We start from the raw sequence: 13,413 nt of genomic DNA on the forward strand, positions 1-13,413 counted from the left end.
TCCCCGGCGTCTCGTCTTCCGGCTCCTGCCCGACGCCCCCGGGCGCGGCCACATCACGGTGACCTTCACCCAGCGGCCCGTGGTCACGCCGCTCGCCGTCCTGGCACTGAGCACACCGATCGACCCGGACGACGGCGACGACGCGGGCCGCCCCGCCGGCGACACGCGGCTGGTCGCGGCATCCGTCTCCGCACCGCCGCGCAGCATCGCGGATCTCCCCACGCTCGTGATCGACGAGTCGATCTCGCGCGGCCGCTCCGAGCTGTTCATCACGGCGAAGATCGGCAGAGCCGTCGTCACCCACTCGGTGCGCCTCGACGACAAGAGGGCGTATGTCGAGGGCATCTACGCCGACCTCGCCGCGATCAGATCGGCGTATCGGCAGACCGTGCAGGATGATCCCGACGAGGCCGAGGAGGCGGCCGACACGGTCCGCCGCGACGTGCGCACCCTCGGCGCCCGGATCGCGCAGGATCTGCTGGGCGATGACGTCAACGCCCTGCTGTGGCGTCGACGCCGGAGGATCGCGCAGCTCGTGCTGCAGACGTCCGGGGAGCTCGACATCCCCTGGGAGATCGTGCACCTCGTCCCCGCGCCCCGGCAGCGGCCCGACGCGGAGCGCTACTTCCTCGGCGATCTCGGGCTGACGCGGTGGATGTACGGGACGACGCATCCCACCGTCCTCCCCGTCGACACCGGCCGGGTCGTGGCGGTGGCTCCGGAGTACGTCGATCACAACCTGACCCTGCCGCGCGCTCGGGAAGAGATCCAGACGCTCGGCGACCTGCTGACGCTCACCCCGCGCTCCGCCGCGGACCCGGCCGCGTTCCGCCAGGCGATCGCGGACGGCTTCGACTTGCTCCACTTCGCGGGGCACGGCCGTTGGCGGGATGCCGCCCCGAGCGGCCAGGAGATCGCATTCGCCGCGTTCTCGGCGGACCACGACGACGGCACCGCGTCGTACACCGACTCCGACGCGCGGCGCGACCTGCCCGAACTCGACGAGCCGCAGGCCGCGGCATCCGCACCGTTCGTGTTCCTCAGCGCGTGCGACGTCGGCCGGCTCCGATCGGGGGCAACGGGACTCGGCGGATTCGCCGAGGTGTTCCTCCGTGGCGGAGCAGGAGTGTTCATCGGGTGCTCGTGGGCCGTTCGTGACGACGTGACCGCGTTGTTCGTCCGCACCTTCTACACGCAGACGCTCGGCAAGGGCGCGACCGTCGGCGAAGCGGTGCTCGCTGCGCGGCGGGCTGCCCGGGCGTCCGGCGACCTCACCTCACTCGCCTTCACGGTCTTCGCCGACCCGCGCGCGAAGCTCGTCCCCACCGTCCGCGCCGGCGGCGCCGACCACTGACTCCATCCATCACCAGCAGACAGGACGTGACATCATGCCCGACACCACCGCGACCGCCCGTGGCGCGACGCTCAGCGCGGCGCAGCTCACGGCGCTGCGCAAGCACGTCGTCCACACCGAGGACGGACGCCTCGCCACGGCGGCGAGCGCCCGGCCGCGCACCGTCGACGACTTCAAGACCACCGCCGACGACGTCAAGCGCATGGTCGACGTCGACCTCGCCGCCTTCGTCGACCAGCTCGCGAAGAAGACGCCGGCCGGGGAGTCGACCCCGCCTGTTCCGGTGTTCATCTGGGCGCACGGCGGGCTGACCGACAAGGCCGCGGGGCTGCAGACGGCAGAGCGCCAGGTCGGGTGGTGGAAGAAGAACGGCGTCTACCCGATCCACCTGGTCTGGGAGAGCGGGTTCAAGACCACTCTCGAGGACGTCGTCCGCGGCAAGGCGGGCAAGCGCGGGTTCACCGACCTCACCGATCTCGCGGTGGAAGCGGCGGCCCGCCTGCTCGGCGGGCGGAAGTTCTGGGACGACATGAAGGTCGACTCCGCCGGCGCCTGCCTGCCGAGCGTCGACGGCGGCGATGCCGGCGGCGCCTACGTGCTCGCCGCGGCGCTCCGGGAGTACATGGCGGCCAACGCCGGTGCCATCGAACTGCACATCGCGGGGCACAGCGCCGGGTCGATCTACCACTCGCACTTCGTGCCGCGGCTGTTCGAGGGCGACGACAAGGTCGACAGTGTGAAGAGCGTGACCTTCCTCGCGCCGGCGGTGCGCGTCGACACCTTCGAGGCGACGCTGCTGCCGCTCGCCGAGACCGGCAAGATCGAGAACCTGTCGATCTTCACGATGAACGAGAACCAGGAGAAGCGCGACAACACGGCCGGGGTCTATCGCAAGTCGCTGCTGTATCTGGTCTCGCGGTCGTTCGAGGCGGAGAAGGATGCCGAGATCCTCGGTCTCGAGGAGCATCTGCGCCGCTCCGGACGGACGATGGCGTACCTCGGCGACGCCTCCGAGCGCCTCGTCCTCGGTCCGGTCGCCCGCGGCCGTCGCAGCAGCACACAGGCCACCTCGCACGGCGACTTCGACAACGACGAGGAGACGATGATGAGTCTCGCGCGGCGGGTCGTCGGCGTGCCCGACAGCGGCGAGGCCGACCACGTCGCCGTCTTCCCGAGCCGTGCGCGCGACATCAGCGAGTTCACGCCCGCGCCGCGGCCCGAGCCGACCGGCGCCCGCGGTGCGGCCCCGCGCAAGCTCGCGCTGTGCATCGGCATCGACGCCTACCCGAAGGACCCGCTGAGCGGCTGCGTGGCGGACGCCAAGGCCTGGGCCGAGGCACTCGGCAGCGCCGGCTTCACGGTGGAGTCGATCCACAACGCGGACGCCACCCGCGACGCGATCCTGCGCGCGATGCTCGACAAGGTGTCGTCGGCACGAGACGGCGACATCGTCGCGATCCAGTTCTCGGGGCACGGCACGTTCGTTCCCGACCTCGACGGCGACGAGACCGACGCCTTCGGGCCGAAGGACGAGGCCCTCTGCCCCGTCGACTTCCGAGACGGGCAGCTCATCGTCGATGACGACCTCGGCGCCGTCTGGGACGCGATCCCCGAGGGCGTCTCGGTCACGCTGTTCTTCGACTCCTGCCATTCCGGCTCGGTGAACCGGGAGATCACACCAGCCGAGTTCGAGTCGCGGAAGATCCCCGCCGGGGCGACCCCGCGCATGACGGTGCTCGACGCCGACGAGGAGGCGGCGTTCCGCCGGGAGCGTGCGGCGTCGCCGACGGACGCCTTCCGTTCGGCCGCGTGGAAGCGGGTCGTCGAGGTCGAGACCGATCGCGCCGCGGTGCCCCGGGTGCAGCGGGCGGACGGCCGGGAGGTGCTGATCAGCGCGTGCCAGCCCGACCAGGTGGCCCTCGAGACCAACGGGCACGGCGTGTTCACGTCGGCTGCCCTCCGGGTGTTCGCGCAGACGCCCGCGCTGAGCAACAGCGAGTTCGTCCGCACGGTCATCGACATCCTCGACGACACCTACGAGCAGCGGCCGCTGTTGTCGGCGGCAGGCGACCTGAACGCCCGAGGACTGCTGTCCTCGGTGCGCGACGGGCTTCCGGCCGCGGCATCCGCCGCCATCGAGACGAACGGACACCGCGCACCCGCCGAGCTGCGCACCGCCGCCATCGTGGCGATCCTCCGGGCGACGGCCGACCTGCTCGAGGCCGGCGGCAAGTGAGCCCCGTGCTCCCGCGGTCGGCGGCGCCGGCCGCGGGAGCCGTCACGCCGACGAGCGGGCGTGCCGGAACCGGATGCGGGTTCCCGGCCGGGCCTGCGCGATGAGGTCGAGCGCGGCATCCGCCACCACGGCGATCACGGGGTAGCCGCCTGTCACCGGCCCGTCGGCGAGGAGGATGGTCGGCCGGCCGCTGGGCGGGACCTGCAGGGCCCCCGGGGCCATGCCCTCGCTCGGCAGCTCGCCCGTGCGCACACGGGCCAGCTCGGGGCCGTCGAGGCGCGCGCCGACGCGGTCGGCGTGGTTCGAGACGGTCCACACGGCGTCGTACAGCGTCGACAGCGCGTCCGGGGCGAACCAGTCGGCGCGCGGGCCCGGTGCCAGTTCGAGCTCGAGCTCGTCGTCATGCGGTGCGCCCCACGCGGCGGGGGGTGCCACCGGGATGGGCACGCGTGCGTCGTCGCGGATCCCGACGACGTCACCGGCGCCGAGCGCCGCAGGTCCGAGCCCCGCGAGCAGATCGGTCGCACGAGAGCCGAGCACCGGACGCGCGTCGAGCCCGCCGCGCACCGCCACGTACGCCCGCGCGCCGTGCGAGAACCATTCCAGGTGCAGCTCGGAGCCCTCCGGCCACCGATGCGCCTCGTAGGGGTCGACCTCCCGCCCTCCGATGCGGACGACGCCCCACGCGCCCGTCACCGCCACCCACAGATCGGCCTCGGCCACGGCGCGCAGCCCGCCCATCGTGACCTCGATCGCGGCCGCTCCCTCGGCGTTGCCGAGCAGGCGGTTCGCGGTGCGGAGGGCCGTGCGATCGAGCGCTCCCGAGACGGCGACGCCGACGGATGCCGCGCCCTCGCGGCCGAGATCCTGGACCGTTGCCAGGAGGCCGGGTTCGACGATGCGGATGCTGCTACCGCCGAGGACCGGCCGATCCGCCGCCGAACGTGCGTACTGCGCCGCGGCACCTGTTCCGGGCGACTCGCCGGGAACGGCGGCACCGGCTGCGGTCACCGCACGGAACCGGACCCGCGTTCCCGGTGCGAGGAGCGCGGGGGACGCGGCATCCGGATCGAACAGTGCCGCGCTCGTCGTGCCGATGAGCCGCCAGCCGCCCGGGGTGTCGCGCGGGTAGGCGCCGGAGAATGCGCCGGCGAGCCCCACCGCCCCGGCCGGCACACGGGTGCGGGGCGAGGCCAGCCGCGGCACGTCGTACGGCCAGTCCTCGCTCACGAGGTAGCCGAAGCCCGGCGCGAAGCCCGTGAACGCGACACGCCACCCGGCCGCAACGTGACGACGCACCAGCTCGTCGACGCTCGTGCCGAGCAGGTCGGCGGTCTCGGCGAGATCGGCCCCGTCGTAGACGATGTCGAGCTCGACCAGCGGGCCCGTGGCATCGGCGTCGGGTTCGGCGTCCGTCGCCGCCGCGAGCGCCCAGGCGCGCGCGGCGGTCAGGGGGAGTCGCCCCGGATCGACGCGGACCAGCACCGTTCGGGCTGCCGGAACGAGGTCGACGACGCCCTCCGGCCGGGTGGCGGCGAGCGCCGCGTGCAGCGGCAGCACCTCGTCGAGCGCCTCGACCTCGAGGAGGAACGCCCGCTCCCCCATCGGCCGCACCCGCGGAATCAGCACGGCGACCCCACCGCCGGGCCGGCCGTGATCCGCTCGTATTCGGTGATCCGCCCGGTGTCGGCCGTTCTCGCGGCATCCGTCCGATTTCCGGTAGATCCACGGCGAGCGAGCGGATGCCGCACCTCGGCGATCCGCCGAACGTCGGACTTTCCGGCGCGAAGCGTCCGAGCGCGGGCAGATCTCCGAGTCCGAACCGTCACCACGGCGCCCGCACCTCCACGCCCGCCTCGTCCAGCGCGGCCCGCACGGCGCGTGCCATGGCCACGGCGGCCGGCGAGTCGCCGTGCACGCACAGTGACGCGGCCGCGCCGTCGAGCAGCGTCCCGTCGATCGCCTCGACCACCCCCTCGCGCGCGAGCCGCACCGCCCGCGCGGCGACCTGCGCCGGGTCATCGAGCAACGCCCCCTGCTGCCCCCGCGGCACCAGCGAGCCATCGGGAAGATAGCCGCGGTCGAGGAAGGCCTCGTGCACGAAGGGAAGACCCACGGATGCCGCGGCCGCCGCGACCTCGCCGGGCAGCCCCAGCACGGGCAGCGGCCGGCCGAGCTGCTCGGAGAATCCGGCGACGGCGCGGGCGACGGCATCCGCCTGCTCCCGGTCGTCGATGACGGCGTGGTAGAGCGCGCCGTGCGGCTTGACGTAGCGGAGGTCGGCGCCCGCGAGGTGCAGGCGCTCGAGCTGCTCGCCGACCGTCGCGGCGAGGTCGGCGGCGCTCATCACGACCGGCACGCGGCCGAAGTTCGCCGGATCGGGGTACGCGGGGTGCGCGCCCACCGCCACCCCGAACCGCTCCGCGCGCGCGACCGACGCCCGCATCGACGTGGCATCGCCCGCATGCCCGCCGCACGCGATGCTCGCGCTCGAGATGACCGCGAACATCGCCTCGTCGTCGGCCGTCGGCACGCCGCCCACCGTCTCGCCGAGGTCTGCGTTGAGGTCGATCGCCGTCACGGATCCCACGGTACGCCCGCCCGGCCCGCGCCCCCTCGCTCGTCCCGCACGTTCCGGCGAGGCGGGATCCCCTTCCCCACCAGTGTTCGTCCGTCGTATATGTACGCGAAACGGCAGGATCCGCGTACATATACGACGGACGAGCGCGGGGTGTGGGTTACGGATGCGTAAAGGCTGGGCGCCACCCGTGCACGACGGGCATGCGGCGGGGCAGGATGGAGCCCATGGCCCGAACCCATGAACGTCTCGCGGCCGGGGCGCCGCTGCTCCAGGTGCGCGACATCGCCGTCGAGTTCCAGACCATCGACGGCCCCGTGCACGCCGTCGAGGGCGTCGACCTCGACCTCGCCGCCGGTGAGACGCTCGCCATCGTCGGCGAATCGGGCTCGGGCAAGTCCACCACCGCGATGGCGATCATCGGCCTGCTGCCGGGCAACGGCAAGGTCACCCAGGGCAGCATCCTCTTCGAGGGGGAGAACCTCGTGGGCGCGCCCGAGAGCGTGCTGCGCACGATCCGCGGTCGCTCCATCGGCCTGGTGCCGCAGGACCCGATGTCGAACCTCAACCCGGTCGCCCGGATCGGCAGCCAGATCGCCGAGACGCTGCTCGCACACGGGCTCGCGACCCGGAGGGACGTCGACCGCAAGGTCGTCGAGACCCTCGCTGCGGCAGGGCTGCCCGATGCGGCCGACCGGGCCCGGCAGTACCCGCACGAGTTCTCAGGCGGCATGCGTCAGCGCGCGCTCATCGCCATCGGTCTCGCCTGCGACCCCAAGCTGCTCATCGCCGACGAGCCGACGAGCGCGCTCGATGTGACGGTGCAGAAGACCATCCTCGACCAGCTCGAGCGCATGACGAGCGAACGCGGCACCGCCGTGATGCTCATCACGCACGATCTCGGCCTCGCCGCCGAACGCGCGTCGCGCGTCGTGGTCATGAACCGCGGACGCATCGTCGAGCAGGGTCCGGCGCGGCAGATCCTCGAGGATCCGCAGCATCCGTACACCCAGGCGCTGGTGAAGGCGGCGCCGTCGGTCGCGGCGGTGCGCCTGCGTCCCGAGGTGTTCCGCACCGCGCCGTCCGAGGCGCCGCAGCCCGACATCGCGCCGGCCCCGCAGGCGTCGACGACGGAGGCGGGAGCGGATGCCGCAGCCCTCCGTCCTGCGGCGGACGCCGGCGCCGAGCCGACCGAGCTCCAGCCCGCGGCGCGCGTCGCCGAGCGGCCGGCAGCCGGGTCCGAGCCCACCGACCACGAAGGCCCGGCTCGCGACTACATCGTCGAGGCGGAGGGGCTGACCAAGGTCTACAAGGTGCGCGGCAGCAAGGAGGACTTCGCGGCCGTGCAGGACGTGTCGTTCGTGATCCCGCGCGGCGAGACTGTCGCGATCGTGGGCGAGTCCGGCTCCGGCAAGACCACGACGGCGCGGATGATGCTGAAGGTCGTCGAGCCGACCGCCGGCACCATCCGCTTCGACGGGCAGGACGTCGCGTCCCTCAAGGGCGCCGACCTCAAGCGATTCCGCCAGCGGGTGCAGCCGATCTTCCAGGACCCGTACTCGTCGCTGAACCCGATGTTCTCGATCGAGCGCATCATCTCCGAGCCCCTCGACTTCTACAAGCGCGGCTCGTCCAAGGAGCGCGCGGCGCGCGTGCGGCAGCTGCTCGACGACGTGGCGCTGCCCGAGTCGATGCTGCGGCGGTATCCGTCCGAGCTGTCGGGCGGGCAGCGCCAGCGCGTGGCGATCGCGCGCGCCCTCGCACTCTCGCCCGACCTCATCGTGTGCGACGAGCCGGTGTCTGCGCTCGACGTGCTGGTGCAGGATCAGGTGCTCACGCTCCTGCGCGACCTGCAGCGCGAGTACGGCCTGAGCTACCTCTTCATCTCGCACGACCTCGCCGTGGTGCGCCTCATCAGCGACTACGTCTGCGTCATGAAGGACGGGCAGCTGGTGGAGGCGGCATCCTCCGAGGAGATCTTCACCAACCCGCGCGACCCCTACACGCGGCGCCTGCTGGCGTCGATCCCCGGCAACGAGCTGGACATCGCCGTCTGACCGGTCGCCGCCCCGCGAGAGTGCTTCTGACGGACGAGGGGTAGGCAAGCTCCCTAGCTCTCGTCCACCAGATGCACTCTCGCGGGAGAGAACTGGCGCCGCGGGAGGGACGCCGCGGGACGGATGCCGCGGGACGGATGCCGCGGGACGGCGCTTCGGAAGGGGTCAGCGCGCCCGAGTGCGGGGGTCCATCGCCTCGCGGAGCGCCTCGCCGAGCAGCGTGAAGCCCAGCGCGGTCACGGTGATGCAGATGCCCGGCAGGATCGCGATCCAGGGGTTGACGGCCAGCTCGAGCTGCGCATACGTGAGCATGCGGCCCCACTCGGCGGTCTGCGGGACGCCGCCGCCCAGGCCGAGGTACGACAGGCCGGCGGCCTCGATGACGGCCGTCGCGAGCGACAGCGTCGCCTGCACGATGACCGGGCCCACCGCGTTGGGCAGCACGTGGCTCATCGTGATCCGTCCGCGACCCAGGCCGAGCGTCGCCGCCGACAGCACATAATCGCTGGAGCGCTGCTGCAGCATCGACGCCCGCAGCAGGCGCGCGAAGATGGGGACCTGCGCGGCACCGATGGCGATCATGATCGCGACCGGGGTCTGCCCCATGAGCGCCGCGATCGAGACCGCGAGCAGCAGCGACGGCACCGACAGCAGGATGTCGACGAAGCGCATGATGAGCGTGTCGACCCAGCCGCCGAACGTGGCGGCGATCAGGCCGAGGATCATGCCGCCGATCAGACCCACCAGCGTCGACACGATGCCGATCACCAGCGAGGCGCGCGCGCCCCAGATGAGCTTGGAGAGCATGTCGCCGCCGAAGCGGTCGAGTCCCAGCGGGAAGCCCTCGACCTCACCGGGCCCGGGGATGTGGCCGGGGGTGATGTACTGCTGACCCGGAAGCTCCTCGGGCCCGTACGGAGCCAGCCACGGGGCGAAGATCGCGACGAGCACGAAGATCCCGATGATGACGCCGCCGACCCACGCGCTCGGGTTGCGGCGCAGCCGCCGGAACACGTCGCGCCAGAATCCGCCGCCACGGGTCTTCGCGGCGAGCAGCTCCTTGTCGTCGACCGCCGTGTCGTCGACGGGTCCGCCGCTCGGGGCGGGGGGAAGCATCGCGGACGTCATGCCGCACCTCCGAAGGGTTCTCCGATGAGCCGAGTGCGCGTCATCACTGCACCCGCACTCTCGGGTCGATGAAGCTGTACGAGACGTCCACCGCGAGGTTGATGAGCGCGTAGATGACGGCGATGAAGAGAATGAACCCCTGCAGCACCGGGTAGTCGCGCGTGAAGATCGCGCGCGACAGGAACGATCCGATGCCGGGGTAGGCGAACACCGACTCGGTGAGGATCGCGCCCGACAGCAGCAGGCCGAACTGCAGGCCGATCGTGGTCACGACCGGCAGCAGCGAGTTGCGCAGGATGAACCGGCCCCGGATGGTGCCCCGCGAGATGCCCTTCGCCATGCCGGTCCGGACGTAGTCCGAGTTCTGCACCTCGAGCACCGAGGCGCGGGTGATGCGCGTGATGATCGCGAGCGGGATCGTCGCCAGCGCGATGCCGGGCAGGATCAGATGCAGGAACGCGTCCCACGCGGCATCCCACTCCCCGGTGATGATGCCGTCGAAGACGTAGAAGTTCGTGTAGTGGGTGGCGTCCAGCCGCGGGTCCTGGCGGCCGTCCGACGGGAGCCAGCCCAGCTGCACCGCGAACACCCACTTGAGGATCACGCCGAGGAAGAAGACCGGGATCGTGATGCCGATGAGGCTCGCGAAGACGGCGAAGTGATCGGCCGGCTTGCCCTGCCTCCGCGCGGCCCAGTATCCGATCGTGATGCCGACGCCCACGGCGAGGACGATCGCGAACATGGTCAGCTCGAGCGTCGCGGGGAAGCGCCGGAGGAACTCCTCGGTCACGGGCCGCTGGGTCTGGATCGACACGCCGAAGTTGCCCTGGAGCAGCTGGCCGAGCCAGGTGAAGTACTGGGCGATCAGCGGCTCGTTGAAGCCGTACAGCTCGTTGATCTCGGCGACCCGCTCGGGTGTCGCGCGTTCGCCCAGGAGGGCGACGGCGGGTCCGCCCGGGAGGGCGCGGACCCAGAAGAACAACAGGAGGGTCAGCCCGAACAGGGTCGGGATGAGCAGGAGAAGACGCCTGCCGATGGTGCGTAGCACGTGGAGATCTCCGGGGACGGCGACCGGCGGTCGCGGGCGAGGGGACGGAGGGAACCGGATGCCCCGCCCCGGCGGACGTCGCCGGGGCGGGGCATCCGATCACAGCGTCACTCGCTGAGTTCCACCATGTTGTACACCTCGTCCTGCACCGGGCTGGCCGGGTAGGACGTGACGCGCGCGTCGAACGCGAGCGTCGGCACCGGGTGCGCGAGAGGCACGCCCGGCAGGAACTCCATGATCTGCTCGTTGATCGCCGCGTAGGCGGTCTCCTGCTCCTCCTCGGTCGCGAGTCCGCGCGCCGCGGTGAGCGCGTCGAACAGCTCGGCGTTGTCGAAGCCCCACTCGTTGGTCGGCAGACCGAAGAACGTGCCCACGAAGTTGTCGGGGTCGTTGTAGTCGCCGGTCCAGCCGAGCAGGTGGATGCCGTGGTCCGTGCCGCCCTGGATCAGGTCGAGGTACTCGACCCACTCGTTCGTGACGGGGTTGAGGACGATGCCGACGGCCTCGAGCTGGCTCTGCAGGTTGGTGAAGATCTGCTCGGGGTTGGGCATGTACGGCCGCGAGATGTTCACGGGGTAGTTGAACGTGATCGTCAGCGGGTTCGCCTCCGTGTAGCCGGCCTCGGCCAGGAGCGCCTTGGCGGCCTCCGGGTCGTAGTCGTACGTGGTGACGTCCTCGTTCCAGCCGATGACGGCCTCGGGCATGAACTGGCTCGCGGCCACGGTGCCCTCGGGGAGCACCTGCGTGATGAGCGCGTCCTTGTCGATCGCGAGCGCGATCGCCTGGCGCACCTTCGGGTCCGAGAGGCCGGGTGCGGCCTGGTTCATGCCGAGGTACAGCACGTTGAACGGGTCGCGGTTCACCAGTGTGAAGCCGGCGTCCTCGAGCGACTTCAGGTCGGCGGGAGCGACGAGGTCGTAGCCGTCGATGCTGCCGGCCTCGAGCGCCTGACGGCGGGCCGTCGTGTCGCCGATCACCCGGAAGATGACCTCCTCGACGACGCCCTGCTCGCCCCAGTAGTCGGGGTTCGCCTTGAGCACCGTCTGCTCGCCGGGCGAGATCGAGTCGAACACGAAGGGGCCGGTGCCGGTGGGGTGACCCTGGCCGTACTCGCTCTGGACGGGCGCCTCCTCGGTGCCGCCGATGTCGTCGGCCCCGTACTCCTCGAGCGCGGTCGGGCTCTGGATCGAGAACGAGGGCAGCGAGAGCGCGGGGATGAAGCCGGCGAACGGCTGCTTCAGCGTGATCGTCGCCTGCGTCTCGCTGTCGGCGGTGCAGCTGTCGTAGATCGAGTCGGCACCGAAGCCGCGCATGATGACGCCCCAGTAGTACGCCATGCTCTGCGAGGCGGCGACGCCGGTGAAGGCGTTCTGGCGGTCGAAGTTGAAGCAGACGGCCTCGGCATTGAAATCGGTGCCGTCATGGAACTTCACGCCCTCTTCGAGCGTGAAGACGTACGTGGTGTCGTCGGGCTGCTCCCAGCTCTTGGCGAGGAGCGGGGCCGGGTCGGCGGTGCCGGGCACGGTGCCGACGAGTCCCTCGAACATCTGGCGGGCGACGCGGAACGTCTCGCCGTCGCTCGCGAAGGCCGGGTCGAGGCTGGCCGGGTCGCCGGACGCGCCGAACACGAAGGTCGTGTCGACGTCACCGGATGCGTCGTCCCCGTCGCCGCCGTCGTCGCGCTGGCTCGCGCAGGCGGTGAGGACGATCGCCCCGACGGCGACCGCGGCGACGCCGGTGAGCCAGCGCCTTCTCGCAGTGTGGAGCATGTGCTGTGCACCTTCCAGATCGTGTGGGCCTCGCTGCACGTCATCGTGAAGCTCGGGTGCGCTCAGCCCTCAGCAGGGTGTGATGGGTCCGACGCTACCTGCGCACGGCCACACCGTCGGTTACACCTGTGTCTCGATTCTGTTTCGGCGCGTTCGGATGCCCCGCAGTGAGCGATCTGCGAGAGGACTCCCCTTCCTCGAGGGCAGAAGTGTCAACCGGGCCGGTCGCGGTCGCGTCCATCGCGCTCCGGGAGCGCCGGACGGGCCGCATCGCTGCGCACCCGTCGCGCATTGTCACCCAGCCCGACGAAGCGTGACAGGCGAGAGCGGACGAGGGCCGGGCTAACGTGGAGCCATGGCACGCGCGCGGGAGGAGACATCCGTTCCCTCCGCGCGCCTGTCGGACGGCACCCTCGCCCGGGTGGTGCCGTCGGCCTTCGGCGGCGGCTGGGAGCTCGACGTCGACGGCACCCCGCAGTCGCACGTCGACCTCGACGATCCGACGCACCTGCACTTCGAGTACGTGGCGCGCATGGGTGCCGTGATCGACCGTCTCCGGATGCCGGGGCAGCCGCTGACCGCGATCCACCTGGGCGCCGGCGCCCTGACGATTCCGCGGTACGTCGAGGCGACCCGGCCCGGCTCGCGGCAGCAGGTCGTCGAACTCGAGCCCGCCCTCTGGGACCTCGTGCGGGAGAACCTGCCGCTGCCGCGCGGCGCCTTGATCCGGGTGCGGATCGGAGACGCCCGCGAGGCGCTGGGGCGGCTCCCCGCCGGACTGGTGGGCGCCGCCGACCTCATCGTGTCGGACGTGTACTCGGGCGCGCAGACACCCGCGCACCTCACCACCGTCGAGTTCTTCACGGCGGCCGCCCGCTTCCTCTCCCCCGACGGCGTGCTGCTGGTGAACGTCGCCGACGGCGCCGGTCTCGCCTTCGCGCGCCGTGAGGTCGCGACAGTGCAGGCGGTGCTCGAGCACGTCATCGTGCTCGCCGAGGTGCAGACGCTCAAGGGCCGGCGATTCGGCAATCTCGTGATCGCCGCGTCCCCGGCGCCGCTGCCGACCGAGTGGCTGCCGCGGCTCATGGCGGCCGGTCCGCACCCCGCCAAGGTGGCAGACGGGCGCGAGCTCGAGGACTTCGCGCGCGGCGCCCGGGTCGCCACCGACGCCGATGCGACACCGTCGCCCAAGCCCTCGGCATCCGTCTTCAGCCGCTGACCGTCACGACTCGGCGTGGCACGT

The 13,413-nt window shown here is 71.7% G+C and carries 9 protein-coding genes; 4 read left to right on the forward strand and 5 right to left on the reverse strand.

The window, feature by feature from the left end; genetic code table 11:
- Positions 1 to 1,354 (forward strand): CHAT domain-containing protein (locus tag ACI3KY_RS13375; protein ID WP_404930657.1); only part of this gene is annotated, 1,354 nt, incomplete at its 5' end.
- Between the two features lie 34 nt (positions 1,355 to 1,388).
- Complete coding sequence (locus ACI3KY_RS13380) at positions 1,389 to 3,590, forward strand: caspase domain-containing protein (protein WP_404930658.1); 2,202 nt, start codon at positions 1,389 to 1,391, stop codon at positions 3,588 to 3,590.
- A gap of 42 nt (positions 3,591 to 3,632) precedes the next feature.
- On the opposite strand, the gene ACI3KY_RS13385 is transcribed toward ACI3KY_RS13380, so the two are convergent.
- Together ACI3KY_RS13385 and ACI3KY_RS13390 are read right to left on the reverse strand one after the other, a co-directional pair.
- On the reverse strand, positions 3,633 to 5,219 hold the full coding sequence (locus ACI3KY_RS13385; protein WP_404930659.1) for a 5-oxoprolinase/urea amidolyase family protein: 1,587 nt from the start codon (positions 5,217 to 5,219) through the stop codon (positions 3,633 to 3,635).
- Between the two features lie 196 nt (positions 5,220 to 5,415).
- Entirely contained in the window at positions 5,416 to 6,171 is a 756-nt protein-coding gene (locus ACI3KY_RS13390; protein WP_404930660.1) for a 5-oxoprolinase subunit PxpA, read from the reverse strand.
- Positions 6,172 to 6,395: 224 nt separating this feature from the next.
- Here ACI3KY_RS13390 and ACI3KY_RS13395 point away from each other — a divergent pair, with 224 nt between their 5' ends.
- Positions 6,396 to 8,225: a dipeptide ABC transporter ATP-binding protein gene (locus tag ACI3KY_RS13395; RefSeq protein ID WP_404930661.1), complete on the forward strand. Its 1,830-nt coding sequence runs from the start codon at positions 6,396 to 6,398 to the stop codon at positions 8,223 to 8,225.
- 165 nt (positions 8,226 to 8,390) lie between these two features.
- Here the strand turns inward: ACI3KY_RS13395 and ACI3KY_RS13400 are convergent, their stop codons facing one another.
- The 3 genes from ACI3KY_RS13400 to ACI3KY_RS13410 form a co-directional block, all read right to left on the reverse strand.
- On the reverse strand, positions 8,391 to 9,353 hold the full coding sequence (locus tag ACI3KY_RS13400) for an ABC transporter permease (protein ID WP_404930662.1): 963 nt from the start codon (positions 9,351 to 9,353) through the stop codon (positions 8,391 to 8,393).
- A gap of 43 nt (positions 9,354 to 9,396) precedes the next feature.
- Positions 9,397 to 10,401 (reverse strand): ABC transporter permease, encoded by a 1,005-nt coding sequence (locus ACI3KY_RS13405; protein ID WP_404930663.1) that lies wholly within the window; start codon positions 10,399 to 10,401, stop codon positions 9,397 to 9,399.
- 107 nt (positions 10,402 to 10,508) lie between these two features.
- A complete protein-coding gene (locus ACI3KY_RS13410; protein WP_404930664.1) occupies positions 10,509 to 12,170 on the reverse strand; it encodes an ABC transporter substrate-binding protein in 1,662 nt (553 codons plus the stop codon).
- Positions 12,171 to 12,525: 355 nt separating this feature from the next.
- On the opposite strand from ACI3KY_RS13410, the gene ACI3KY_RS13415 reads away from it, so the two are divergent.
- Positions 12,526 to 13,389: a spermidine synthase gene (locus ACI3KY_RS13415; RefSeq protein ID WP_404930665.1), complete on the forward strand. Its 864-nt coding sequence runs from the start codon at positions 12,526 to 12,528 to the stop codon at positions 13,387 to 13,389.
- Positions 13,390 to 13,413 lie beyond the last annotated feature (24 nt).

The sequence above is a fragment of the Microbacterium sp. ZW T2_14 genome (assembly GCF_044987405.1).
In the GTDB taxonomy this organism is placed as follows: domain Bacteria; phylum Actinomycetota; class Actinomycetes; order Actinomycetales; family Microbacteriaceae; genus Microbacterium.

Bases quoted from the DNA above. Each gene is read 5' to 3' on its own strand.
- ACI3KY_RS13410 (WP_404930664.1), bottom strand. From the start codon at position 12,170: ATGCTCCACACTGCGAGAAGGCGCTGGCTCACCGGCGTCGCCGCGGTC.
- ACI3KY_RS13415 (WP_404930665.1), top strand. From the start codon at position 12,526: ATGGCACGCGCGCGGGAGGAGACATCCGTTCCCTCCGCGCGCCTGTCG.
- ACI3KY_RS13400 (WP_404930662.1), bottom strand. From the start codon at position 9,353: ATGACGTCCGCGATGCTTCCCCCCGCCCCGAGCGGCGGACCCGTCGAC.
- ACI3KY_RS13380 (WP_404930658.1), top strand. From the start codon at position 1,389: ATGCCCGACACCACCGCGACCGCCCGTGGCGCGACGCTCAGCGCGGCG.
- ACI3KY_RS13395 (WP_404930661.1), top strand. From the start codon at position 6,396: ATGGCCCGAACCCATGAACGTCTCGCGGCCGGGGCGCCGCTGCTCCAG.